Below are 23,466 nucleotides of genomic sequence, written 5' to 3'. Positions count from 1 at the left end.
GGCCGCGCGAACAGGGTTGCGCCAGGCGCCAGCCCCCGTTAGGTCGCCGGCCGGATTTCGGTTCGTCACGAGGTGAACGTCATGGAGTACCGGCAGCTGGGTGGTTCGGGTTTCAAGGTCCCCATTCTCAGTCTGGGCACGGGCACGTTCGGGGGCTCCGGCGAGTTCTTCAAGGGCTTCGGCTCCAGCGACGTGAAGGAGGCGACGCGGCTGGTGGACATCGCGATGGAGGCGGGCGTGAACATGTTCGACTCCGCGGACGGCTACTCCGCCGGGCTCGCGGAGGAGATCCTCGGCAAGGCGCTGGAGGGGCGGCGCGACCAGGCCATCATCTCCACCAAGGCCACGTTCCGCGCGGGCACCGGCCCCAACGACGTGGGCTCCTCGCGCTTCCACATCACCCGCGCGGTGGAGGCCGCCCTGCGCCGGCTGAAGACGGACTACATCGACCTGTTCCAGCTCCACGCCTTCGACGCGATGACGCCGGTGGAGGAGGTGCTCAACACGCTGGACGACCTCGTGCGCGCGGGGAAGATCCGCTACATCGGCTGCTCCAACTTCTCCGGCTGGCACCTGATGAAGTCGCTGGCGGTGTCGGAGCGCTACAACCTGGCCCGGTACGTGGCGCACCAGGCGTACTACTCGCTCGTCGGCCGCGACTACGAGTGGGAGCTGATGCCGCTCGCGCAGGACCAGAAGGTGGGCGCGGTGGTGTGGAGCCCGCTGGGCTGGGGCCGGCTGACGGGCAAGCTGCGCCGGGGCCAGCCGCGTCCGGAGACCAGCCGCTTGAACAACGCCACCACGGCGGCCGGCGGCCCGCAGGTGCCGGAGGAGTACCTGTTCAAGGTCGTGGACGCGCTCGACGTCGTCGCGAAGGAGACGGGCAAGACGGTGCCGCAGGTGGCGCTCAACTGGGTGATCCAGCGGCCCACGGTGGCCAACGTCATCATCGGCGCGCGCACGGAGGAGCAGCTCCGCCAGAACCTGGGCGCCATCGGCTGGAACCTCACGCCCGCGCAGGTGGCCACGCTGGACGCCGCCAGCACCACTCCCTGGCCGTACCCGTACTTCCACCAGCGTCAGTTCAGCGAGCGCAATCCCTTCCCGGTGACCTGAGCCGGCCCCGCCACGATGGGCATCGCGCGCCCGTCGTGACGGAAGGGGGCGGACGGGGCCCGGGTCCGCCCGGCTCCGCCTGGAGGGCAGGTGCCGCCGCCCCCCGGGGCTGAGCACTTCACGTTCACGGAGTCACTGTCGGCGTGCCCGCAGGTCCCGGGCCGCCAGGCGGGGCTTCGCTTCGCGTGGAGGCGCGCCCGCTCATGTCCCTCAAGGAATACAAGCCTGGCAGACCCTTTCCCGGTGTCATCGGCCGCACGTGGGGACAGTCCTCTCCCGCCTGGCCCTCGCCGCTGCGCTCGAGGCCCGGCGCCCCCAACGTCCTGTTCATCATCCTGGACGACACGGGGTTCGGGCACCTGGGCTGCTATGGCTCGCCCATCCGCACGCCGAACCTGGACCGGCTGGCCCGGGGAGGGCTGCTCTACAACAACATGCACACCACCGCGCTGTGCTCGCCCACGCGCTCGTGCGTCCTCACCGGGCGCAACCACCACTCCAACGGGATGGCCACCATCACGGAGACGTCGCTCGGCTACCCCGGCTACAACGGCATCATCCCCTTCGAGAATGGCCTGCTCTCCGAGATGCTCATGGAGGCGGGCTACAACACGTATGCCGTGGGCAAGTGGCACCTGACCCCCGCGGAGCAGACGAGCGCCGCCGGGCCGTACTCGCGCTGGCCGTTGGGACGCGGCTTCGAGCGCTTCTATGGCTTCCTGGGCGGGGACACGCACCAGTACTACCCGGACCTCATCCACGACAACCACGCCATCCGCCCGCCCGCGACGCCAGAGGAGGGCTACCACCTCACGCCGGACCTGGTGGACAAGGCCATCGACTGCATCGCGGACACCAAGCAGGTCGCGCCCGACAAGCCCTTCTTCCTCTACTTCGCCACGGGCGCCATGCACGCCCCCCACCACGTCCCCAAGGAATGGGCGGACCACTACCAGGGCCAGTTCGACGACGGCTGGGACGCGTACCGGCAGCGGGTGTTCCAGAAGCAGCTGGAGCTGGGCGTGCTGCCTCCGGGCACGCAGCTGTCCCGCCATGACCCCGACGTGCAGGACTGGGACGCGCTGCCCGCGGAGGAGAAGCGCCTCTACGCCCGGATGATGGAGGTGTTCGCGGGCTTCCTGGAGCACACGGACCATCACATCGGCCGGTTGCTGAAGTTCCTGGAGGACACGGGCGAGCTGGACAACACGCTCATCATGGTGCTGTCCGACAACGGGGCCAGCGCGGAGGGCGGGCCGCACGGCTCCGTGAACGAGCTGAAGTTCTTCAACAACACGCCAGAGTCGCTGGAGCAGAACCTGGCGGCGCTGGACGACCTGGGCGGGCCGAAGCACTTCAACCACTACCCGTGGGGCTGGGCCTGGGCGGGGGACACGCCGTTCCGCCGCTGGAAGCGCGAGGTGTACCGGGGCGGCACCACCGACCCGTTCCTCGTCCACTGGCCCAAGGGCATCCAGGCGAAGGGTGAGGTGCGCACGCAGTACGCGCACGCCATCGACATGGTGCCCACCGTGCTGGACTGCCTGGGGCTGGAGCCGCCGGAGGCAATCCGGGGCGTCACGCAGTCCCCCATCGAGGGCGTCAGCTTCAAGCACACGTTCAACGACGGGAACGTGGAGAGCCACCACCACACGCAGTACTTCGAGATGTTCAGCAACCGCGCGCTCTACCACGACGGCTGGCGCGCGGTGTGCCCGTTCCCCGGGCCGTCCTTCGCGGAGTCGGGGGAAGAGTTCGGCCAGTCGATGCTCGACGAGGACCGGCTGCGTGAGCTGGATGCGAGCGGGTGGGAGCTGTACCACGTCTCCGAGGACGCCTCCGAGACGAGGAACGTGGCGCAGGAGGAGCGGGGCAAGCTCATCGAGATGATCGCCCTCTGGTACGCCGAGGCCGGGCGCTACCAGGTGCTGCCGCTCGCGTCGCCGACCCTCTCCGTGCTCGCCATGGAGCGCCCGCAGCTTACCCGGGACCGCAAGCGCTACGTGTACCGCCCGCGCACCTCGCCCACACCGGAGAACGCGGCCGTGCACGTGCTCAACCGCCCGCACACCATCACCGCGGAGGTGGACCTGCGCGGCGAGGCGGAAGGGGTGCTCCTGTGCCACGGCGGCCTCACCGGCGGCTACACCCTGTTCGTCCAGGACCGGAAGCTGCACTACGTCTACAACTTCGTCGGCGAACAGGAGTTCCACATCGAGTCGGCGGTGGAGGTGCCACAGGGGCGCTCGGAGTTGAAGTTCTCCTTCGAGCCCACCGGCAAGCCCGACCCGAAGGCGGGGCGGGGCGCGCCCGGACGCGGCCGGCTCTACATCAACGGGGACCTGGTGGCCCAGAGCGACATCTCCGCCACCATGCCGCTCATCCTCAGCCTGGGGGAGGGGCTGACGTGTGGCCGGGACGAGAGCTCCGCCGTGAGCCAGCTCTACACCGCGCCCTTCGAGTTCACCGGCACGCTCTTCCAGGTGACGGTGGACGTCTCCGGTGAGCACGTCCGCGACGCGAAGTCGGAGCAGAACGCGGCCATGGCGAGGCAGTAACGGCTGGACGACAGGCCCGGACGGGAGGGGGAACGCCCGCCCGGGCCCTGAAGCGAAAGCGACTACTTCACGCCGACGGCGGTCCAGGCGTCCTGCACCTTCTTCACTTCGACGGAGTCCTTGCCGTACAGGTCGGTGGCGGACTTCACGGTGGCGGCGCGGGCCTCGGAGAAGGTCGTCTGCGGCGTCATGTACGTGGTGAGGGCGCGGCCGAAGATCTTCAGGCTCTTGTCCATGCCGATGCCGTCCTTCACCTCCAGGCCGGACGTCCTGTTCTTGCCGCCCTCCGTCAGCAGGTAGAAGGCGTTGTTGGCGATGCCGCTGGAGCCGTGCACCTCCGTCATCTTCGGGTAGTTCTTGTAGTTGTCGATGGAGTACCCGTCCGCCGTCGGGTCGTTCATGTAGCGGAGGGCGTCCGTGCTGTCGCCGTTCTTGGGCGTCCACGCGTCCTCGCCCACGGCCCAGTCGAACTTCACCGCGCCGTTCTTCTGGCTGGCGTACCACTCCACGCCCGTCCCGATGATGTCGCTGAAGGACTCGTTGAGGCCGCCGGACTCACCCGAGTACTCCAGGTCGGCGGTGCGCTGGGTGAGGCCGTGCGCGATTTCATGGCCGGCGATGTCCAGCGTGGTGAGCGGGCCGGCGTCCTTCCCGTCGCCGTCGCCGTACTGCATCTTCTCGCCGTCCCAGAACGCGTTCACCAGGTTGTTGTCGGTGTGCACGTAGGAGATGAGCTTCTCACCCTTGCCGTCGATGGAGTCGCGGCCCAGGACGTCCTTCATGAAGTCGTAGGTCATCGCGGCGCCGTAGTGCGCGTCCACGCCCGCGTGGGCGCGCGCCGGGTCCGTCTTCTCACCCCAGACGTCGTTCTTGTCGGTGATGGCGGTGGTGCCGGACGCCTCCGGGCGGTTCTTCGCGTCGTACGTCACGATGCCCTTGCCGCGCGTCTTGTCCTCCAGCGCGTACGTGCCGTCCTTGCCCTGCGTGGTCTGCAGGTCCACCTTGCCGCTGTACATCGTCTGGTCGTCCGCCACGCGGTCCGCCGCGGCGCCGCCCGTGGCCGGGGTCGCGCCCGGGGTGGCGGCGGTGGACGGCGGCCGGGCCGCGGCGCCACCCGAGTGGGCGGCGTGCGCGGAGCCACCGGCGCAGCACTGGCTGATGGTGTTGAACTGCTTGATGGACTCGCCGGTGTTCGCGTCGATGAAGTAGTTCATCGAGCGGGGCTGCTTGCCGCCGTTCACCGACGTGTCCGTCAGCGTCACGTGGAAGGCCGCGCGGTACTGGCCGTCCGGGCCCTTCACGATTTCGCGCTCCACGGTGGGCGCGCGCGACGTGCTGCCGTTGAAGTCCTTCTGCGCCGTCGCCAGCGCGTCCTTCGCCGTCAGCTTCGTGGGCGCCTTGCCCAGGCCCGCCGGGATGTCGGACACGTTGCCCGTCAGGCTGTCGAACTGGCCCTTCGCGTCCAGGTGGCCGATGACCTGCTCACCGGAGACCTTCACGCCCTCGTGCATGCGGTCCAGGCGCACGTGCGTCATGCCCAGCTGGTCCCGCTCCACCGAACGGGGGGAGAACGCCGCGCCGCCGGTGATGCCGCCCAGCTGCGGGTGCTTCTGGTTCACGTACGACACCGTCTGCTGCACGGCCTGCTGCGCCTGGGGGCTGCTCAGGCTCACCGGACCCGGCGTCACCTTCGTGCCCACGCCGTTCAGCGCCACCGCCGCCTTCGCCTTGGAGGGCGCGCCGGCGCTGAAGCTGGACTGGGAGCTCATCCCCACCGGGCCCGCGGGCTTCGCGACGGTGTTCGTCGCCTTGGTGTCGGTGCGCTGGGAGGGGATGACGGCGGGCTTCGAGAGGTCGGTGCGAAGGGCCATGGTGGTTTTCTCGGGGGAAGGGGACGGACAAATTGATTCTCGGGTCAGCCGCCCGAAGGTTGCGTGTGGGTTGAATTCCGACAGGGGGATTTGTCGCTCAACCTCATGATTTTGTTGGTGAAGTGTTCGGCCTACATTTCCCGCAAATAAACCTTCCGACCGGTAGGGAGGTGACCGGGCGGGCTGTATTTCGAAGCATTTTCGAGCCCTCCCTGGCCCGCCGTCCACCCACGCCCGGTGGCTGGAAGCTTGACCGCCCGCTCTCTTTGCAGGTATTGAAATTGATAGTGATTATCAATTTCAAGTTGGCCCAGGCCAACCCGTAGGACGGAGGGACACGCCGTGGCACGAGAACTGGGACCGCGAGGGAAGATGTGTCGTCGGTTGGGCATCCCGCTGTCGCGCATCAGCGCGAAGGATCCCGACAAGGACCCGGTGTTGCGCCGGCCGTATCCGCCCGGGCAGCACGGCGCGACGGCGCGCACGTCGGTGAGCGACTTCGCGCAGCGGCTGCGGGAGAAGCAGAAGCTGAAGCTGTACTACGGGCTGCTGGAGAAGCAGTGCCGCAGCGCCTTCCTGGAGGCGCGCCGGTCGCCGGGCAACACCGGCAAGGTGCTGATGCAGCTGTTGGAGAGCCGGCTGGATGCGCTGGTGCTGCGCGCGGGCCTGGCGACGAGCATCCGCCAGGCGCGGCAGTTCGTGCGCCACGGCTACTTCCAGGTGGATGGGCGCAACGCGGACATCCCGAGCATCCGCCTGAAGCCGGGCAACGAGGTGCGCTTCCACCCCGCGCACCTGAAGCTGGCGGCGGTGCAGGACGCCTTTGGCCGGATGAAGTCCCGGCAGGTGCCCGCCTACGTGCAGGTGCTGGGCGCGGGGGAGGGCATGCGCTTCGTGCGCCTGCCCGAGCGCGAGGAGATCCCCGTGGACGTGAACGAGCCCTTCATCGTCGAGTACTACGCGCAGCGCAGCTGAGCCACCGGCCCCCCTGCCGTCCGTCCGCGAGGCATGCGGGCAGGCAGGGGAGGTCCGGGGCGCCCGCGCACCCCATCTTCCTCAAGGACCTTCTTGAGGGAGGAGCAGCGGGATGCGCGGGGACGGGGCGGAGCCGGCGGAGGGGTGGGTGGCGCCGCGCGGGGTGGCGGCCCGGGGACACCTGCCCCGTCACGTGGCCGGCCTCTTCCGCTTCCAGCCGGGCCGGCCCGCGGTGGCGGCGGGGCTGAGGACGGCGCTGGCGTTGGGCGTCCCCCTGCTGGTGTCCGCGCTCCTGCAGCTGCCGCAGGCGGCGTGGGCGGGCATGGCGGGGCTGTTCGTGGCGCTGGTGGACAAGGGCGGGCCGTACCGCACGCGGGCCTGGGCCATGGGCGCGATGACGGTGCTGGGCGCGCTGGTGGGGCTCATCATCGCGCTGCCCAGCCCCTTCTGGGTGGACGTGGCGCTGACGCTCCTCTGGGTGACGGCGTGCGGCTTCGCGCGCAGCTACGGCGACACGCCGGGCATCCTGGGCATCCTGCTGGCGAACCTGTTCGTGGTGTCGCTGGCCCTGCCGTCGCACGGGCCGGGGGCGGCGCTGATGCAGGCCGCGTACTTCGTGGCGGGCGGCGCGTGGTCCATGTTCCTGGCGCTGGTGCTGTGGCCGCTGCGGCCCTACCGCCCGGCGCGGCTCGCCATCGCCACCTGCTACGAGGAACTGGCGAACGTCGCGGACGCGGTGGCGGGCTGGCCCCTGGAGGGGCCCTCCCGCGTGGGGACGTGGGAGGCGGTGCAGCGGGCCGCGCGCATGCGCCAGTCGCTGGAGACGGCGCGCGACACGCTGGGGGCCACGCGCCAGGGGCGGCAGGAGGAGAGCGGGCGCGGCGAGCACCTGCTGGTGTTGCTGGAGGACGCGGACGCAATGTCGCTGCTGCTCACCGCGATGTCGGAGTCCCTGGACGAGGCGCCGCGCGGCGGGGCCTGCCGCGTGGCCCGCGCGGAGGCCCAGCGCGCGCTGCGGTCGCTGTCGGTGGACCTGCGGGGCGTGGTGGGCGGCCTGGTGCGGGGCACGGCGCCGGTGCCGACCGCCTGGGACGCGGAGGCGGTGACGCGGGTGGTCCACGCGGACGGGGGGCTCCCGGAGCCAGCGCGCTCGCAGTACGCGCACGTCGCGGGCCTGCTGGGGCGTCTGCGCGAGCACGGCGCCGTGGCGGTGGACGAGGCCTCCCGGCTGGAGGGGGGAAGGCCGCTCCCCGAGCGCGACACGATGTCCTTCTCCGCGGCCCCGGGCCAGGAGCGGGGCGCGTGGGCGGTGCTGCGCGACCACCTGACGCCGCAGTCCGTGGTCTTCCGGCACGCGCTGCGGCTGGGGCTCACCGCGACGGTGGCGACGGCGCTCGCGGAAGGGCTGGGGCTCAATCACTGGTACTGGGTGACCATCACCGTCATCGTCGTGCTGCAACCCTACGCGGGCCTCACGATGGAGAAGGGGCTGCAACGCGTGGCGGGGACGCTGGTGGGCAGCGTGCTGGCGATGGGGCTCGTGTACGTGCTGCCGGCGCGGTGGATGATGCTCGCGGTCATCGTCGGGCTCATCTGCGTGTCGGTGAGCGTGCGGCCGCTCAACTTCACCGTCTTCCAGGTGCTGCTGGCGCCCGCACTGGTGCTGCTCGCCGAAATCCAGACGGGGGACTGGCAGCTCGCGGGCGTGCGCATCCTCAACACGCTGCTGGGGGGCGCTCTGGCGCTGCTGGGCATCCGGCTGCTGTGGCCCAGCCCCGAACACGCGCGCTTCCCGGAGGAGGTGGCCTCCGTGCTGCGGGCGGGCCGGGACTACCTGCGGGAGGTGGCGCGGACGCCGGTGCCCGCGGAGCCGGAGCTGCGCGCGGCGCGGCGCAGGGTGGGCGTGGCGCTGTTGTCCGCGGAGGCGTCCTTCCAGCGGATGCTCAGCGAATGGAAGGGCCCCGCGAAGGAGCTGGAGCCGGGCATGGCGCTCATCACCTTCGCCCGGCGCTTCACGGCGGCGGTGACGGCCCTGGCCGCGAGCCGGGCCTGGCACCCGACGTCCGACCTGGGGCCGGTGGTGCGCTACGCCTCGGACGCGCTGGAGGAGCTGGCCGCGGCGCTGGTGGCGCGCCGCGTGCCGAGCGGACTCAAGCGCGAGGCGCCCTCCCTGGAGGGTACGGACGCGCTGGAGCGCACGCAGGTGTCACGGCTGGTGCGCCAGCTGGGCGTGCTCCACCGCGCGGTGGAGCGCATGCCGCCGGCCCTGCGCGCGGCGGAGGACGGCGGGGCCCGGCCCGTCCCCGCTTGAGGCGCGCGCGCTACCCGGTCCGCGTCAGGCCCGCTCCAGCTTGATGAGCAGCCGGCGCAGGTCCTCGTTGACGCGCACGAAGTTGGTGTTGCCCTTCTCGTCCTCCAGCTGCTTGCGCATGGCGGGCAGGGACGCCTCGCGCAGCTTCTTCGCGGCGGCGGGCTCGTCCGTCAGCCAGTCCACCGCCTGGATGACCGTGGCGCGCGCCTCGGTGTTCTTCTCCGTGAGCCGCGTGGCCAGCGTCGGGCCCTGGTCCGCCGCGCCCGAGCGCCCCAGCTCCAGCGCCGCGCGCTCCAGCAGCACCGCGTCCGCCTTGGCCAGCCGCTGCGACCAGCAGGCCGCGTCGCCGGTGCACGCCTGGGCCGCTTCCAGCACCGCGCCGTGGCCCAGCACCAGGTCCGCGCGCTTCTTGCCCAGCGCCGCCGCGTCCTCGCAGCCCTCCTCGCCCGTCACCTTGCAGTCCGCCGCGGTGCGCCCGGGCTCCGCGGCGGCCAGCTTCGCCAGCATCGGCTGCTCCCGCGCGTCCCCGAGCAGCGCGATGCCCTTCAGCGCCACCTCCCGCGCGTACCAGTCCGGGCTGCCCGCCGCCTTCTCCAGCGCGGGGAGCGCATCCCGGCTGCCCACGAGCGTCAGGGCGCGCACGTAGACGTCCCGCACCGTGGGGTCCGGCTCCGACACGAGCGCCGACAGCGGCTTCACCGCCTCCGGGGCCCTCATCCGCCCGAGCGAATCCGCGGCCTGCATCCGCACCAGCGCCTGAATCTGCGGATCCGAGTGCGTGAACGACAGCTGCTTCACCAGCGGCGCCACCGCGCGCTTGTCCTTCAAGTCGCCCAGCACCTGCGCCACCTTCATCGGGTAGCTGGCCGGGTTGACGCCCTGGGCCTTCGCCCACGTGAGCAGCTCCGGGTCCTTGCCCTCCAGCGCCGGCAGGAGCGCGTCCGCCGCGGGCGCGCCCATCTGGTACAGCGCGAAGCTGCTCTCCACGTAGAAGGACACGCCCCGGCGCTCCTTCGTCAGCGTGCGCAGCAGGGCGGGGATGGCGCGCGGGTCGCCAATATGCCCCAGCGCCTCAATCGCCTTCTTGTTGAGGAAGGGCTCCGCGGCCTCATCCGTCGCCAGCTGGATGAGCGTGTCCACCGCCGGCTTCGCCTTCAGCGCGCCCAGCACCTGGACGGCCTCGATGCGCGTGTAGTTGTCCTTGCTGCGCAGCAGCGGCACCAGCGAAGGCACCGCGCGCGCATCCCCAATCTTCCCCAGCGCGCCGACGATGGCCTTGTTCACCTGCTGCTCGGAGGAGTCGCTCGCGGAGGGGTCCAACGCCGCCGTCAGCGGCTCCAGCGAGGACGGGTGGTGCAGGTCCCCCAGCGTCCGCGCCACCGCCGCCTTCACCTCCGGCTTGCGCTCCGAGGTCAGCCGCGCGTGCAGGAAGGGCAGGAACGCCTCGTTCACGTTGCCGGACGTGCGCAGCGACTCAATGACTCGCACGCGGTCGTCCGCGCGGCGGGCCCCCTCCAGACTGGACTGCCAGTACTCCGGCGTCTTCGGGTCCTCCTTCTTGCATCCACCGAGCGTGAGGCAGGACACCGCCAGGGACAGGGCGACGAATGAGCGGGACATGGGGCTCCTTTGCGTCCAAAAGTCTGCGCTGCCGTCGGGTGTAGACCTGACGTGTCGAAGGACGCAAACCTCCACCGACTCCTGGGGTACGCTGGTCAACGACATGGCCCTCGCCGAAGACAGTCGTAACGCGTCGCGTCCGAACATCCTGCGTCGGACGTACCTGCTCGACCGGGAGTTCCAGCTCAAATACATCCTGCTGCTCACGGGGATGGGGGCGGGGAGCATGCTGCTGTTCGGCGTGCTCGCGCACCAGGGGCTGCGGATGTCCACCGAAGGCGGGCTGTCGGGCGAGGAGACGCTCTGGTGGCTCACCGGCGCCGCCACCGTGGGCATGGGCATCGCGCTGGGCCTGTTCGGGCTGCTCTTCACGCACCGTGTGGCGGGCCCCGTCCACGTGATGAGCCTCTACGTCGCGGCGCTCGCGGCCGGCCGCTACCCGCGCCTGCGCCCCCTGCGGCGCAAGGACGAGCTGCGCGCCTTCTTCGGGCGCTTCAGCGAGGCGGTGGACCGCATCCGTCAGCGCGAGGCCGACGAGGCCCTGGCGCTGGAGCAGGCGTTGTCGGTGCTCAAGGCGCTGGGCACCACCCCCGAAGCGCGCGAAGCCCTGGCCACGCTGGAGTCCCTGCGTGCGCGCAAGCGGCAGGCGGTGGACACCTCCGCCCCGTCCGCCTCCTTCAAGTCCGTGGCCTGAGGCCCGGGCCCCCCTCCACTTCCCTCGAAGGGACTCCCCTCACATGAGCCGCCCCCGCATCGTCTTCATGGGCACGCCCGAGTTCGCCGTGGCCTCGCTGGAGGCCTGCTTCGACGTGGGTGACGTCGTGGCCGTCGTCACCCAGCCGGACAAGCCCAAGGGCCGCAGCGGCGCCCCCACCGCGCCCCCGGTGAAGGAGCGCGCGCTGGAGAGGGGCCTGCCGGTGCTCCAGCCGCAGAAGCTGCGCACGCCGCCCTTTGTAGAGGAGCTGCGCCAGTACGCCCCCGACGTCTGCGTGGTGACGGCCTACGGGAAGATCCTCCCCAAGGATTTGCTGGCCCTGCCGGTGAAGGGCTGCGTCAACGTGCACGCGTCGCTGCTGCCGCGCTTCCGGGGCGCGGCGCCCATCCAGTGGGCCATCGCGCACGGCGATGCCCAGACGGGCGTGACGCTGATGGTGATGGACGAGGGCCTGGACACGGGCCCCATGCTGGCGACGAAGCGGCTGCCCATCGCCCCGGACGAGACGAGCGCCACGCTGCACACGAAGCTGGCCGCGCTGGGCGGGGACCTGCTGCGTGAATCCCTGCCGCGCTACCTGCGCGGGGAGCTGGCGCCCACGCCCCAGCCGTCCGAGGGCATGGTGCTGGCGCCCATCATCGACAAGGAGGACGCGAAGCTGGACTTCACGAAGTCCGCGGTGGAGCTGGACCGGCGCCTGCGCGCCTTCACGCCGTGGCCCGGCGCGTACACCTTGCTGTCAGGCAAGGTCTTCAAGGTGCACCGCATGCGCCCTGCCTCGGGAAAGGGCGCGCCCGGCACGGTGTTGTCGGCGGGGCCGGAGGGCATCGAGGTGGCGTGCGGCGAAGGGTCGCTCGTCTTCCTGGACGTCCAGCCAGAGGGCAAGCGGGTGATGCGCGCGTCCGACTTCCTCTCCGGCCACAAACTACCGCCGGGCAGTCAGCCGTTCATGTCTTGAGTGTGCGCCCCCGAGCGCCACGTGGAATCTTCGCGCCTTGAAGCCGGGCGTCCCTGGGAGTCTTGTCGATGGGCATGAAGCTGCTGGTGTTGCACGGACCGAACCTCAACCTCCTGGGCGAGCGCGAGGACACCGCCGGGGGCCGCCTGTCGGACCTCGACGCGGCCCTGCGCGCGAAGGCGAAGGCGCTGGGCCTGGAGCTGAAGATCGTCCAGTCCAACCACGAGGGCGTGCTCATCGACACGCTGCACGCCGAGCGCAAGGGCGTGGAGGGCATCGTCATCAACCCGGCGGGCCTCTTCACGTCCTACGCGCTGAAGGAGGCGCTGGAGGCGGTGGGGCTGCCCGCCATCGAAGTGCTGCTCAAGCCCCCCGCGCGCGAGTCCGTGGTCGCGGAGGCGTGCGCGATGCAGGTGCTGGGGCTGCACGGCTTCGACCCCTACTTCCAGGCGCTGGAGACGTTCGCCAGCGGCATCTTCCACCCCGCAATCCCCGGGCCGGTGAAGACGCTGGGGCGCCGCAAGGGCAAGGGCGCGGCCTCGCCGGAGGCCGGCGCCTCCCGGCCAGCGCCCCGGCTGGTGGGCAAGGTGCATCCGCTCAAGGGCGGCCCGGCGGCCCCGCTGCCCCTGGCGACCTCCGCGCGCTCGCTGGCGCGCACGGCGGAGGCGGGCGGGCACCTGAAGACGCTGGGCCGCAAGTCGACGACGTCCTCCGACGCGAAGTCGGAGGGCCGGGCGGGCAAGACGCTGGGCCGCGCGGCGAAGGCGGGGGCCACGCCCGCGTCGGACCTGCTCACCCGGGCGCTGGTGCGCCAGAAGATCGCGGACCGGCTGGCCGGAAGACTCAGTGAGGCGGAACTGGCCACCTGGGCACGCGCGAAGTATCAGCAGGTCCAGCGTGGCGAACCCGCGGAGAGTGGCCACCGCGACCTCCTGGAGGAAAGCCTCCAGAGCCTCACCCTGTCCCATCTGCCCGCGACGCGGATGTCGGACGAGCAACTGGTGGATTTGATGACCCGGCTGGAAGAAGGATGAACGCCCGTACCCTCGCCATCAACATCCTCGCGCGCGTGCGCGCCACGGACGCCTACCTCAACGTCGTGCTGGACACGGCGCTGTCGGAGCACCCCCCCAAGGACCCGCGCGACGCGGCGCTCGTCACCGAGCTGACCTACGGCGCCACCCGCCGGCAGATGGCGCTGGACTACGCCATCACCCGCTTCGCGGACCGCAAGCTGGACGCGCTGGAGGACAAGGTGCTGGCGGCGCTGCGCGTCGGCGCCTACCAGCTCTTCCACACCCGCGTGCCCGCGCGGGCCGCCGTGGCGGAGACGGTGCAGGCCCTGAAGGACGTGGGCCTGGCGCGCGCGGCGGGCTTCACCAACGCCATCCTGCGCAAGCTGTCGGAGCTGCCCTCCGCGCCGCTGCCCTCCCAGAAGGACGCGGTGGAGTACCTGTCCGTGCGCGAAAGCCACCCGCGCTGGCTGGTGGAGCGGTGGATCCGCCAGTTCGGCCGCGAGCGCGCGGAGGCCATGCTCGTGGCCAACAACCTGCCGCCCGCGGTGGTGGTGCGCGCCAACACGTCCAAGGTGACGCGCGACGCGCTGCTCGCCCAGCTGAAGGAGGTGGGCGTGGACGCCCGCCCCACGGAGGCCTCGCCCGTGGGCATCATCCTGCCCCCGGTGGGCCGGGTGGAGGACCTGTACGGCTACGCGGAAGGGCTGTGGCAGGTGCAGGACGAGGCCGCGCAGCTGGTGGGCGTCTACGGCCAGATTCCGGAGTCCGCGCGCGTGCTGGACGCGTGCGCCGCGCCGGGCGGCAAGGCCTGTCATCAGGCGGAGACGCACGACGTGGTGGCGGTGGACCTGCACGCCAACAAGCTGCGCAAGATTGACGCGGAGGCCCAGCGGCTGGGGCTGTCCGCCCGGCTGAAGGCCTTCGCGCACGACGCCGCGGAGCCCTTCCCGGAGGCCTGGGGCGAATTTCACGCGGTGGTGGTGGACGCGCCGTGCTCCGGGCTGGGGACGCTGCGCCGGCACCCGGAGCTGCGATACCGCCGCAAGGAGGAGGACGTGTCGCGGCTGGCCGCGCTCCAGCGGCGCATCCTGGAGAACTGCCAGGAAGCGGTGCCGCCCGGCGGCCTGCTGGTGTACGCGGTGTGCACGCCGGAGCCGCAGGAGGGCCAGGACCAGGTGGACATGTTCCTGCGCAGCCACCCGGACTGGACGGCGGAGCCGCCCGTCCTGCCCGGCCTCAAGCTGCCGCTCGCCCAGGCGTGGCTGCGCACGCTGCCGGGGCCGGAGGGCTACGACGGCTTCTTCGCCGCCCGGCTGCGCAAGATGTACTGAAGGCGCCGGGCGGGGACTTCGCGACGCGGGGGCGTCAGTCGTCGTGCGGAATCAGGGCGGCCTGCTTGAAGGCCTCCAGCACGGCGGCGGACGCGCGGTCCAGGTACTTGCCCTTGCGGATGAGCAGGCCGATGGGGCGCGACACCGGCCCTTCGGCGAAGGGCTTCGCGACGAGCGTGCTCGCCTTGATCTCCGCGTGCGCCGTGGCGAGCGGGAGGATGGCCACGCCCAGGCCCATCTCCACCGCGCGCTTGATGGTCTCCACGTTGTCCATCTCCATCACCGGATTGATGTCGATGTTCTTCTCGCGGAACAGGCGGTCCAATGCCTTGCGCGTGGGCGCCTCCCGATCAAAGGCGATGAAGGGCACGCCCGACAGCGCCGTGACGCTCACCTTCGCCTTGGTGGCGAACGCGTGGTTGGGCGCGCACACCACCGCCAGCTTGTCGTCGCGGAACGGCAGGATGTCCACGCCCGCGCGCGGCTGCGGATAGGCCACGATGCCAATCTCCGCCGCGCCAAGGATGACGTCGTCGTAGACCTGATCATTGCGCCGGTAGTTCAGGCGCATGTTCACCTTGGGGTGCGTCTTCAACAGCTGCTTCTGCACCGCGTTCAGCTCGTGCAGACCCACCGAATAGATGGTGGACACCGTGGTGGCGCCCTGCACCTCCGTGGCCTGCTCGCGGATCTCCTGCTCCACCTCCGCGAAGCGCGCCAATATCTCCTTGCAGCCCCGGAACAGCCGCTCGCCCGCCGGCGTGGGCGTCACCTGACGCGCGCTGCGCGACAGCAGCTTCTGCTCGTAGCGGTTCTCCAGCGCGCGGATCTGCTGGCTCACCGCCGACTGCGTGACGTGATTGAGCTGCGCCGCGCGCGAGAACGAGCCCGTCTCGACCACGTCACAGAACATCTTCAATGATTCGAGCTGCATAAGGCCGTCTCCTACCCCCAAACCTAATGGCTGGGCCAGTAGTAATTAGTAGGTCTACCCACTGAGCGAAAATGACCTGAAGTCGAAATCCGAAAGGCCCCATCCCCCCATTTCAAAGGCTGGCGTCATGGGCCTTCCGGGGGGGCGGGCGGCCGGGGGCGGGTGAGGGCGAAGAGGGCGGCGCCCAGGGCGACGAGCGCGCCGCCGGAGAGGGTCTGCACCCGGCCCAGGTCCCGCTCCGTCTCCCGGGTGAGCTGGCACTCGGGGGCGGACAGGCCCGCGCAGTCCGAGGGGACGAAGACCCCCTTCACGCCCCGGCCGAGCAGGATGAGCCCGCCCAGCAGCAGGCCCGCGACCAACCCGAGCGACGCGGCGCGCAGGAGGGCGGCACCCCGGGAGGAGGGCAGGGAGGTCATGGACGCGAGGCGTAGCACCGACGCGGGTGGGGTGGGGCGGTGAAGGCCGCTGGCGCGTATGCTTCCGGACCATGCGAATCCTGTACGGGGTCGTCGGCGAGGGGATGGGCCATGCGACGCGCTCGCGCGTGCTGCTCGAAGCGCTGACGAAGGAACACGAGGTCCACATCGTGGTGTCGGGGCGGGCGCAGAGCTACCTGTCCCAGCGCTTCCAGAACGTGCACGGCATCTGGGGCCTGACCATCGCCTACGAGGGGAACTCGGTGAAGAAGTGGCAGACGGTGCTGCAGAACCTGCAGGGCGCCGTGAAGGGTTGGCCGCAGAACGTGCGCCAGTACTTCGACCTGGTGGAGGGCTTCAAGCCGGACGTGGTGGTGAGCGACTTCGAGACGTTCAGCTACCTGTTCGCGAAGAACCACCGGCTGCCCGTCATCAGCGTGGACAACATGCAGGTCATCAACCGCTGCCAGCACGAGCCGTCCCTGCTGGCGGGGCACGAGGAGGGCTTCGAGGCCTCGCGCGCCATCGTGAAGGCGAAGCTGCCCGGGGCCTTCCACTACCTGACGACGACGTTCTTCTACCCGCCCCTGCGCAAGCGCCGCACCACGCTGGCGCCGTCCATCCTCCGGCCGGAGATCCTCACGGCGAAGTCGGAGCCGGGTGAACACCTGCTCGTGTACCAGACGGCGACGACGAACACGCACCTGCCGGAGATCCTCAAGCAGTCCGGCGTCCCGTGCCGCGTGTATGGCCTGCGCCGCGACCTCAAGGAGGACCTGGTGGATGGCAACCTCACCTACCGCCCCTTCAGCGAGGCGGGCTTCATCGACGACCTGCGCACCGCCCGCGCGGTGGTGGCCGGCGGCGGCTACACGCTGATGAGCGAGGCCGTCTACCTGCACAAGCCGCTGCTGAGCATCCCCGTGGGGGGCCAGTTCGAGCAGGTGCTCAATGCCCTGTACCTGGAGAAGCTGGGGTACGGCATGTATGTGAAGGAATTGAGCCTGGATGCGTTGAAGGCGTTCCTCCAGCGCGTGCCCGCCTGCGAGGAGGCCCTCAAGGGCTACGAGCAGGACGGGAACGTGAAGATGCTCGCCGCGCTCAACGACCAATTGGCCCAGGCGTACGAGCACCGGGGCCACTGGCGCATGGAGCTGGCGCAGATGGACGGCAAGGCGTAGGCGCCGCCCGGGTGTCCCGGCCTCAGTGCAGGGACACCTCGTTCTCGTTGTTGCGCTCCGCCGCGCGGCGGCTCATCTCCGTGAGCCAGGAGCGGGTGAGGGGCGTCTCGCTCTCGCTGCCCCGGTGGCGGTCCGGGTTGCTGTCCTGGGGCAGCAGGCGGTTGACGGCGTCCAGCACGCGCGCGGTGAGGTTGGGCGCCAGGGCGCGGCCCACCGTGGCGAGCTTCGCGGGCAGGCCCACCAGGGCCTCCGCGTCGCCTCGTCGGCACGCCTCGATGATCTTCCGCGCCGCGCGTTCGGCGCCCATGGACACGCCCATCGTCGAATCACTGACATGGAACCACGCGTACTCCTTCTCATGGTCGCCCTTGAAGGACGCGTTGCGCGGGCTGCCGGTGCGCATGAGGCCGGGGCACGCCGTCGTCACCTTGATGCCGTCCTGGGCCAGCTCCGTGCGCAGGCCGTCCGACAGGCCCACCAGCGCGAACTTGCTGGCGGAGTACGGCACCAGGTGCGGCACGCTGACCTTCCCGCCAATGGAGGAGATGTTGAGGATGCGGCCCTCGCCGCGCCGCTTCATGTCCGGCACCACCGCGAGCGTCGTGTACAGCGGGCCCCACAGGTGGATGTCAATGGCCTCCTCGAAGTCCGCCAGGGTCATGGACTCCAGCGGGCCCACCATGATGATGCCCGCGTTGTTGATGAGCACGTCCACCGCGCCCCAGCGCTCGTGCACCGCGCCCACCAGGGCGTCCACCTGCACCTGGTCGCGCACGTCGCACCGGATGGCCAGCACCTGGCCCCCGTCGCGCTCCAGCTCCGCGCGGGCCCGCTGGAGCGTTTCGTTGTCGCGGCCGCAGATGGCCACGCGCGCGCCCTCCTTCACGAGCAGGCGCGCCATCACCAGCCCCAGGCCCCGCGAACCGCCGGTGATGATGACCGTGCGGTCCTTGAAGCTGAAGCGCGACCGCAGCGCGCGGCCCAGCCCCATCGCCGCGCCCACGCCCGCGGCCAGCGCGCCCAGGGACAGGCCCTTTCGCTCGGTGTGAGTTCGTTGCGCCATGGTGCGACTCCAGGAAGGGGAGGAAGGTGACACCCTTGAAAGACTAGGGACTGGCCGGGACCTGGGCCTCTTCGGCGTCGGACACCTCGCCCGACAGCTCCCGGTCCGCCTGGGGCAGGTCCTTGAGCAGGGCGCGGACCCGGCGCAGGGCGTCCTTGCCGCCAATGCGGTTGCTCAGCCGGCCATCCGGCCCGAAGAGGAGGAAGGACGGGTGCTTGTCCACGCCGTAGGACTTCGCCATGGAGCCGTCATCCACCGCGATGGGGTAGCGCAGGGCGTGCTCGCGCGCGAAGCCCTCCACCTTGTTGGTGTCGCGCAGCTCCGTCTCCGAATGGGTGACGTCCACGCCAATGACCTTCAGGCCGCGCGGCCCGTAGTCCACGACCCACTGGTTCACGGCCTCGAACTGCGCGGCGCAGTCCTCGCAGTCCATGGTCCAGAAGTGCAGGAGGACCGGCAGTCCATCGAGCTCCGAGACGTGCACGGGGGCATTCACCCAGCCGCCATCCGGGTCCAGGAGCGTGAGGGGGATCTTCGTCGAGGCCATGCGAACTCCCTATGGGAAAGCGCTTCAACGGGTCGCGACTCAAGGTATGCATGCGCCTCCGGTTGCTCCCGGCGGCGCGCCCGTCCGCTCGCCCGTCCGGCAAGGCTTCCGGGCCCGCTCCGCCACCGGGCGGGCAGGCGGGCGGCACGTGAGGACGCCATGCACATCCCCGACTTCGAGCTGGAGCGGTACTTCGCGCGCTGGGAGTTCTCCGCGCCCTACCTGCTGTGCGCCTCCGACGTGGAGGGCTGGCGCATGGCGGACCTGCTGGCGCTCGCCTCGCCGGAGGACTCCGCGCGCTGGGAGGCCCTGACGCTGGGCTACACCGAGACGCCGGGGCTGCCCCTGCTGCGCGAGGCCATCGCCGGGATGTACCCGGGCCTCACGCCCGACGACGTGCTCACCTTCGCGGGCGCGCAGGAGGCCCTCTTCGTGACGATGAACGTCCTGCTGGGGCCGGGCACGCACGCCGTCGTCACCTGGCCGGGCTACCAGTCCCTGTACGAGGTGGCGCGCGCCACTGGCGCGGACGTGACGCTGCTGCGCCTGCGCGAGGAGGAAGGCTGGGCGCTGGACCTGGGCGCGCTGGAGGCCGCGCTGCGCCCGGACACGCGCGTGGTGGTGGTGAACTTCCCCCACAACCCCACGGGCTCGCTGCCGGACCGCGCCACCTTCCAGGCCCTGTGCGCGCTGTGCGAGGCGCGCGGCATCCACCTCTTCTCCGACGAGGTGTATCGCCTGCTGGAGTACGACGCGGGGGACACGCTGCCGCCCGCGGCGTCGTGCTTCCCCAAGGGCGCGAGCCTGGGCGTGATGTCCAAGGCGTTTGGCCTGGCGGGGCTGCGCGTGGGCTGGCTCGCGTGCCGGGACGCGGACCTGCTGGCGCGCTGCCGGGCCTTCAAGGACTACACGTCGCTCTGCAACAGCGCCCCCAGCGAGCTGCTGGCCCTCATCGCCCTCAAGGCCCGGGAGCAGGTGCTGGCGCGCAGCCGCGGCCTGCTCACGCGCAACCTGGCGCTGCTGGACGCCTTCTTCGCCCGGCACCCGGACACCTTCCGCTGGGTGCGCCCGCGCGCGGGCAGCGTGGCCTTCCCGCGGTTGTCGCGAAACATCCCGGTGGCGCGTTTCACCGAGGCCCTCATCGCCCGGGAGGGCGTGCTGCTGTTGCCTGGAGATGTGTATGCCTTTGAAGGCAATCACTTCCGCCTGGGCCTGGGGCGCGCCAACCTGCCGGAAGCGTTGATGCGACTGGAGCGCTTCGTGAACAGCGGGGTCCTTGATACCCCGGCCTGACGGTGGCGGCCGGCGCGATGCGTCAGCTTTTTGTCTCAATGTGCGACGGGCGGCTCATCGCATTCATGGAAGACACCCCCTAGAGTGGTCGTCCCCTCGCTCGGCCTGCGGCCGTGCGGAAGCCCTCTCACCCCTCTGGAGAGGCCAGGAGACACACCCCCATGAAGACGCTGATTGGCGCGGCCGTGGCCGCCGCGACGCTGCTGGTGAGCACCGAAGCCGCCGCGACCAACTACACGCTGTGGATCCACGGCAAGAACGGCAACAGCACGAAGGCGGGCAACTACGGGGACTTCAGCTACTGGGGGCCGGCGAACACGGCGGCGGGGGTGAACAAGAAGGCGGTCAACTGGAATGGCACGCAGCGCATCGGGACGGAGAACTACCGGATCCGCAACGCGCTGGACTGCTTCTGCACGGGCAGCAACTGGTGCTACGTCGCCGCGCACAGCGCGGGTGACCTGCAGATCGGCTACGCCCTGTCGCTGTACGGTGGCAGCGCGCGCGCGAAGAAGGACGCCAAGCCCAACGCCAACGGCGAGTGCGGCAACACCGACGGCACCACGCAGACGGGCTGGAACATCAAGTGGGTGGACATCGCGTCCGGCGCGGCCGGCGGCAGCGAGCTGGCGGACCACGGCGACTGGGCGGTGAGCGACCCGCTGGTGAGCGACCTGGTCACCACGACGGCGCGCGCCATGTACAACCACAACGTCACGCGCAACGTGTGGTTCTACATGTTCGCGGGTGCCAAGGGCACGGCGTACTCCGGCATCCTCCCGGGCCAGGACGACGAGGCGGTGGCCTACCACTCGACCGGCGGAGTGTCCGGCAGTGGAAACGGGTCCTACTGCAACCCCGGCGACTGGTTCTGCGGCGGCACGCTGAACACGGGCACGGCGGCGTGCAGCGACGGCCGCGCGAAGTGGAGCTTCCACTCCGTGTCCCTGCGTGACGACGGCGAGTCGTACAACCACCACGCCAATGGCAGCTGGGGCGGCATCGTCTCCAAGGTGCGCGAGGACGTCGTGAAGTACGCGTACTAGACTGGAGGCTTCCCCCGCCCCTTCCGGCGAAGCCCGCCCATGACCTCCGACGACGGTCCCGTCTCCGCCCCTTCCTGGCTGCGTCACGGCCGGTGGCTCCTTGCCCTCGTGCCGCTGCTGCTCGGGGTCGGTGGTTTGTTGTGGTGGCATTCCAGCGAGGGGGCGGAGCTCTCCGGGGCCTCCCCGGAGGCGGCCCCCGGCCCGGAGTCCGACCCGCGAGAGGCCGCGCGGGCTCCGGAGCGGCGCATGGGCACCCCGCCCGGCTCCGGGGCCGGTGAGCCGGCGCCCCCGTCGCTGCTCAGCCCGGAGGCCCGCGAGCGCGAGGCCCGGCGCGAGCTGTGGCAGAAGCGCCTGGAGCGCGCGAAGCGCTCGCTGGAGGCCTACGTGGCGGCCACGCGCTATCCGCCCGAGTCCCGGCCCAGCCGCGAGCATCCGGACCAGATGGAGCTGGCGGAGCCGGAGCGCACGCGGCCGTTGAGCCCGAGGGCCGCGCAGGACGGCACCTCCGACGTGCAGCTGCGGCTCAAGCAGGACAAGGTGTTCGTCGTCGGTGACGAGTCGGTGCTGTTCACCGTGGGGTGCGAGGACTCGCGCCGCGAGCCGCGCCCGTGCGAGGTGTTGTCCGCGGTGGCGCACGAGGCGGACCACCTGCTGGGCCCGGGGGGCGTGGCCGGCGTGCCCATCGCCTTCGGGGACGGCGGTCGTGACGGCGACGCGGTGGCGGGGGACGGGATTCACACCGGGCGCTTCCAGCCGTCCAGGCAGGGCTTCGCGATGTTCTCCGGCACGCTGCGCGTGGACATGCGCGTGCGCTCCGGCTCCCTGGAGGACGCGACGTTCTTCGACGTGCTCTACACGCCCGCGCCGCCGGCCACGTTCACGCGCCGGGTGCGCGAGGTGGTCGAGGCAGGCTCGCTGGACCTGTACCTGACGGTCCAGGTGCGCAAGGCGGGCCGGTACGTGGTGTCCGCGCGCCTGGACGACGAAGGGGGCATGCCGTTCGCGTCCACGTCGTTCAACGAGGAGCTGACCGTGGGCGTGCAGGAGGTGCGGTTCAACGTCTTCGGCAAGCTCATCCGCGACGAAGCCCCCACCTTCCCGCTGACCCTGCGCGACGTGGAGGGCTTCCTGCTCAAGGAGGCGGGGGACCCGGACCGCGAGCTGATGGTCTCCCTGCGGGGGCCGGTGCACACCACGCGCGTGTACCCGCCCCACCAGTTCTCCACCGCCGAGTGGAGGAGCCCGGAGCGCGACCGCTACACGAACGAGCTGCACAAGGACGTCGTGGAGGCGCAGACGCAGCTGGACGCCGCGCTCGCGGACACGCCCGAGCCCTGAGCGCACGCGCGCCGGGGCCCGGGGGCGGAGCGGCGCCCGGGGCGACGGGCCTTCAGGACTCGGGTGGGTGGAACGCCGGAGGCGTGGCGTTCGCCTCCGCCTCCACGAGGTCGGCGTCCTGCACGTCCTCGATGTCGGCCGCGGCGCTGACGTCGGCCGCGGCGCTGGCGCGCACGGCGGCGTCCACCGGGGACTCGCTGCTCGCGGGGGCCTCCGTCGAGGCGTCCTGCGCGGTCGCGGCCAGCTCCGGTGCCACCACGACGCTGTCCTCGGGCGTGAAGGGCGGGGGGGCCTCGGCCTGTGCCTGGGCTTCGACCTGGGCCTCGGGCGCCTCCAGCGTGAAGTCGTTCACGTCCGCCAGGAAGTCATCTGGCGGCGTGACGTTCATCGACCCTTCGGGGAAGGCGACGTCCGGCGCGCTGTCGTCCAGCGTGGCCAGGAAGTCGTCCGCGCCCGCCGTGACCTCGGAGGCGTCCATCCCGTGGGGGTCGACCTCCGCGTCGTCGGCGCCCATGTCCTCGCTCAGCGCGCGCAGCTCCTCGTCGCTCAGGCTGGACAGGTCCCCCGACTCCAGGAGGAACAGCAGGTCCTCCGCCTCCTGCGCGGAGACGGTGCGGGGCATGGTGTCCAGGTTCTGGAGCTCCCACGCGGCCGCGTCGGGCGACAGGATGTCGGACGGGTCCAGGGAGGGATCCGTCTCCACCTCCTCCGTGCCGCGCTGGGGGTTGGCCAGCCGCGCCTGCATGAGCGGCGTCGACGTGGGCATGCCCAGCCGCTGCGCGTACGAGGGCGCGGACGCCTCGAACTCGCTCACGCCCGCGAAGGCGCGCAGCTGCGAGTTCTCCAGCAGGGCGGCCCGGGGCTCCGAGGCCTCCAGGCCCGCGCGCTCGCGCGCCATGTGCGGGGCGACCTCACCGGGCCCCAGGTCCGCGAAGAGCGCGCCGTTCAGGTCGCCCTCGGCGTCCGCCTGGAAGTCGCTGTCGTCGGAGAAGCCCCGCCGCACCGGATCCACCGGCGCCAGGGGCTCCTTGCGCACCGGGGCGGTCACCTCCAGCTCGGAGGAGATGGAGTAGGCCCGCGATGTCGAGATGCCAGAACCCACGCGGCGGATGGAGGTCATGGTTCTCCTCGGGTGATGGCCCGCACGTCGGGCAGCCTCCAGATTGTCCGCCGGGCC

The 23,466-nt window shown here is 71.0% G+C and carries 19 protein-coding genes; 12 read left to right on the top strand and 7 right to left on the bottom strand.

Going from position 1 to position 23,466, the window contains the following annotated elements:
• The first annotated feature begins 81 nt into the window (after window positions 1–81).
• Window positions 82–1,116, top strand: coding sequence for an aldo/keto reductase (locus OV207_RS06630; RefSeq protein ID WP_267553568.1), 1,035 nt, complete (start codon window positions 82–84; stop codon window positions 1,114–1,116).
• A 203-nt stretch (window positions 1,117–1,319) separates the two neighbouring features.
• On the top strand, window positions 1,320–3,674 hold the full coding sequence (locus OV207_RS06625; protein WP_267553566.1) for an arylsulfatase: 2,355 nt from the start codon (window positions 1,320–1,322) through the stop codon (window positions 3,672–3,674).
• Between the two features lie 62 nt (window positions 3,675–3,736).
• Here OV207_RS06625 and OV207_RS06620 read toward each other — a convergent pair whose 3' ends face one another.
• A complete protein-coding gene (locus tag OV207_RS06620; protein WP_267553564.1) occupies window positions 3,737–5,545 on the bottom strand; it encodes a M4 family metallopeptidase in 1,809 nt (602 codons plus the stop codon).
• Window positions 5,546–5,887: 342 nt separating this feature from the next.
• Here OV207_RS06620 and rpsD point away from each other — a divergent pair, with 342 nt between their 5' ends.
• The gene (gene rpsD / locus OV207_RS06615; RefSeq protein WP_193347038.1) at window positions 5,888–6,520 is read left to right on the top strand and encodes a 30S ribosomal protein S4; all 633 of its coding nucleotides are present in this window, start codon (window positions 5,888–5,890) and stop codon (window positions 6,518–6,520) included.
• Between the two features lie 112 nt (window positions 6,521–6,632).
• Window positions 6,633–8,831 (top strand): FUSC family protein, encoded by a 2,199-nt coding sequence (locus OV207_RS06610; protein ID WP_267553563.1) that lies wholly within the window; start codon window positions 6,633–6,635, stop codon window positions 8,829–8,831.
• A 24-nt stretch (window positions 8,832–8,855) separates the two neighbouring features.
• On the opposite strand, the gene OV207_RS06605 is transcribed toward OV207_RS06610, so the two are convergent.
• Window positions 8,856–10,451: a HEAT repeat domain-containing protein gene (locus OV207_RS06605; RefSeq protein ID WP_267553562.1), complete on the bottom strand. Its 1,596-nt coding sequence runs from the start codon at window positions 10,449–10,451 to the stop codon at window positions 8,856–8,858.
• Between the two features lie 103 nt (window positions 10,452–10,554).
• Between OV207_RS06605 and OV207_RS06600 the strand changes: the two genes are divergently transcribed.
• The 4 genes from OV207_RS06600 to rsmB all read left to right on the top strand — a co-directional run bounded on the left by OV207_RS06600 (window position 10,555) and on the right by rsmB (window position 14,471).
• Window positions 10,555–11,145, top strand: a complete 591-nt coding sequence (locus OV207_RS06600; RefSeq protein ID WP_193347041.1) for a signal protein — start codon at window positions 10,555–10,557, stop codon at window positions 11,143–11,145.
• A 43-nt stretch (window positions 11,146–11,188) separates the two neighbouring features.
• The gene (gene fmt, locus OV207_RS06595) at window positions 11,189–12,124 is read left to right on the top strand and encodes a methionyl-tRNA formyltransferase (protein ID WP_267553559.1); all 936 of its coding nucleotides are present in this window, start codon (window positions 11,189–11,191) and stop codon (window positions 12,122–12,124) included.
• 68 nt (window positions 12,125–12,192) lie between these two features.
• Complete coding sequence (locus OV207_RS06590; protein WP_267553557.1) at window positions 12,193–13,158, top strand: type II 3-dehydroquinate dehydratase; 966 nt, start codon at window positions 12,193–12,195, stop codon at window positions 13,156–13,158.
• Window positions 13,155–14,471 (top strand): 16S rRNA (cytosine(967)-C(5))-methyltransferase RsmB, encoded by a 1,317-nt coding sequence (gene rsmB, locus OV207_RS06585; protein ID WP_267553556.1) that lies wholly within the window; start codon window positions 13,155–13,157, stop codon window positions 14,469–14,471. Before OV207_RS06590 ends, rsmB begins: the two co-directional genes overlap by 4 nt.
• 34 nt (window positions 14,472–14,505) lie before the next feature.
• Here rsmB and OV207_RS06580 read toward each other — a convergent pair whose 3' ends face one another.
• Window positions 14,506–15,405, bottom strand: coding sequence for a LysR family transcriptional regulator (locus tag OV207_RS06580; RefSeq protein ID WP_267553554.1), 900 nt, complete (start codon window positions 15,403–15,405; stop codon window positions 14,506–14,508).
• A 125-nt stretch (window positions 15,406–15,530) separates the two neighbouring features.
• Window positions 15,531–15,821, bottom strand: coding sequence for a hypothetical protein (locus OV207_RS06575; protein ID WP_267553552.1), 291 nt, complete (start codon window positions 15,819–15,821; stop codon window positions 15,531–15,533).
• Window positions 15,822–15,892: 71 nt separating this feature from the next.
• On the opposite strand from OV207_RS06575, the gene OV207_RS06570 reads away from it, so the two are divergent.
• Window positions 15,893–17,002 carry an MJ1255/VC2487 family glycosyltransferase gene (locus tag OV207_RS06570; RefSeq protein WP_267553550.1) on the top strand — a complete coding sequence of 370 codons (1,110 nt, stop codon included), beginning with the start codon at window positions 15,893–15,895 and terminating at the stop codon, window positions 17,000–17,002.
• Window positions 17,003–17,024: 22 nt separating this feature from the next.
• Here OV207_RS06570 and OV207_RS06565 read toward each other — a convergent pair whose 3' ends face one another.
• Together OV207_RS06565 and OV207_RS06560 are read right to left on the bottom strand one after the other, a co-directional pair.
• Window positions 17,025–18,065: an SDR family NAD(P)-dependent oxidoreductase gene (locus OV207_RS06565; RefSeq protein ID WP_193347048.1), complete on the bottom strand. Its 1,041-nt coding sequence runs from the start codon at window positions 18,063–18,065 to the stop codon at window positions 17,025–17,027.
• 43 nt (window positions 18,066–18,108) lie between these two features.
• Window positions 18,109–18,612 (bottom strand): peroxiredoxin family protein, encoded by a 504-nt coding sequence (locus OV207_RS06560; RefSeq protein ID WP_267553549.1) that lies wholly within the window; start codon window positions 18,610–18,612, stop codon window positions 18,109–18,111.
• Window positions 18,613–18,771: 159 nt separating this feature from the next.
• Between OV207_RS06560 and OV207_RS06555 the strand changes: the two genes are divergently transcribed.
• From OV207_RS06555 to OV207_RS06545, 3 genes are all read left to right on the top strand, one after another.
• Window positions 18,772–19,905 (top strand): aminotransferase class I/II-fold pyridoxal phosphate-dependent enzyme, encoded by a 1,134-nt coding sequence (locus tag OV207_RS06555; RefSeq protein ID WP_267553547.1) that lies wholly within the window; start codon window positions 18,772–18,774, stop codon window positions 19,903–19,905.
• 161 nt (window positions 19,906–20,066) lie between these two features.
• Window positions 20,067–20,951: a hypothetical protein gene (locus OV207_RS06550; RefSeq protein ID WP_267553545.1), complete on the top strand. Its 885-nt coding sequence runs from the start codon at window positions 20,067–20,069 to the stop codon at window positions 20,949–20,951.
• Between the two features lie 39 nt (window positions 20,952–20,990).
• A complete protein-coding gene (locus OV207_RS06545) occupies window positions 20,991–22,289 on the top strand; it encodes a hypothetical protein (protein WP_267553543.1) in 1,299 nt (432 codons plus the stop codon).
• Window positions 22,290–22,341: 52 nt separating this feature from the next.
• Here OV207_RS06545 and OV207_RS06540 read toward each other — a convergent pair whose 3' ends face one another.
• A complete protein-coding gene (locus OV207_RS06540; RefSeq protein WP_267553541.1) occupies window positions 22,342–23,409 on the bottom strand; it encodes a hypothetical protein in 1,068 nt (355 codons plus the stop codon).
• Window positions 23,410–23,466 lie beyond the last annotated feature (57 nt).

Origin of the sequence: Corallococcus sp. BB11-1 (assembly GCF_026626625.1) — a bacterium.
Lineage (GTDB): Bacteria > Myxococcota > Myxococcia > Myxococcales > Myxococcaceae > Corallococcus > Corallococcus soli.
Note: the sequence above shows the minus strand (reverse complement) of the source record. Positions and strands in the feature narration are given on the sequence as shown.

Coding starts and splice junctions, on each gene's coding strand:
- OV207_RS06545 (WP_267553543.1), top strand. CDS start 20,991: ATGACCTCCGACGACGGTCCCGTCTCCGCCCCTTCCTGGCTGCGTCAC.
- OV207_RS06605 (WP_267553562.1), bottom strand. CDS start 10,451: ATGTCCCGCTCATTCGTCGCCCTGTCCCTGGCGGTGTCCTGCCTCACG.
- OV207_RS06565 (WP_193347048.1), bottom strand. CDS start 18,065: ATGGCGCAACGAACTCACACCGAGCGAAAGGGCCTGTCCCTGGGCGCG.
- OV207_RS06560 (WP_267553549.1), bottom strand. CDS start 18,612: ATGGCCTCGACGAAGATCCCCCTCACGCTCCTGGACCCGGATGGCGGC.
- OV207_RS06620 (WP_267553564.1), bottom strand. CDS start 5,545: ATGGCCCTTCGCACCGACCTCTCGAAGCCCGCCGTCATCCCCTCCCAG.
- OV207_RS06610 (WP_267553563.1), top strand. CDS start 6,633: ATGCGCGGGGACGGGGCGGAGCCGGCGGAGGGGTGGGTGGCGCCGCGC.
- OV207_RS06550 (WP_267553545.1), top strand. CDS start 20,067: ATGAAGACGCTGATTGGCGCGGCCGTGGCCGCCGCGACGCTGCTGGTG.
- OV207_RS06540 (WP_267553541.1), bottom strand. CDS start 23,409: ATGACCTCCATCCGCCGCGTGGGTTCTGGCATCTCGACATCGCGGGCC.
- rsmB (WP_267553556.1), top strand. CDS start 13,155: ATGAACGCCCGTACCCTCGCCATCAACATCCTCGCGCGCGTGCGCGCC.
- OV207_RS06590 (WP_267553557.1), top strand. CDS start 12,193: ATGGGCATGAAGCTGCTGGTGTTGCACGGACCGAACCTCAACCTCCTG.
- OV207_RS06555 (WP_267553547.1), top strand. CDS start 18,772: ATGCACATCCCCGACTTCGAGCTGGAGCGGTACTTCGCGCGCTGGGAG.
- fmt (WP_267553559.1), top strand. CDS start 11,189: ATGAGCCGCCCCCGCATCGTCTTCATGGGCACGCCCGAGTTCGCCGTG.
- OV207_RS06580 (WP_267553554.1), bottom strand. CDS start 15,405: ATGCAGCTCGAATCATTGAAGATGTTCTGTGACGTGGTCGAGACGGGC.
- OV207_RS06570 (WP_267553550.1), top strand. CDS start 15,893: ATGCGAATCCTGTACGGGGTCGTCGGCGAGGGGATGGGCCATGCGACG.
- OV207_RS06630 (WP_267553568.1), top strand. CDS start 82: ATGGAGTACCGGCAGCTGGGTGGTTCGGGTTTCAAGGTCCCCATTCTC.
- OV207_RS06600 (WP_193347041.1), top strand. CDS start 10,555: ATGGCCCTCGCCGAAGACAGTCGTAACGCGTCGCGTCCGAACATCCTG.
- OV207_RS06575 (WP_267553552.1), bottom strand. CDS start 15,821: ATGACCTCCCTGCCCTCCTCCCGGGGTGCCGCCCTCCTGCGCGCCGCG.
- OV207_RS06625 (WP_267553566.1), top strand. CDS start 1,320: ATGTCCCTCAAGGAATACAAGCCTGGCAGACCCTTTCCCGGTGTCATC.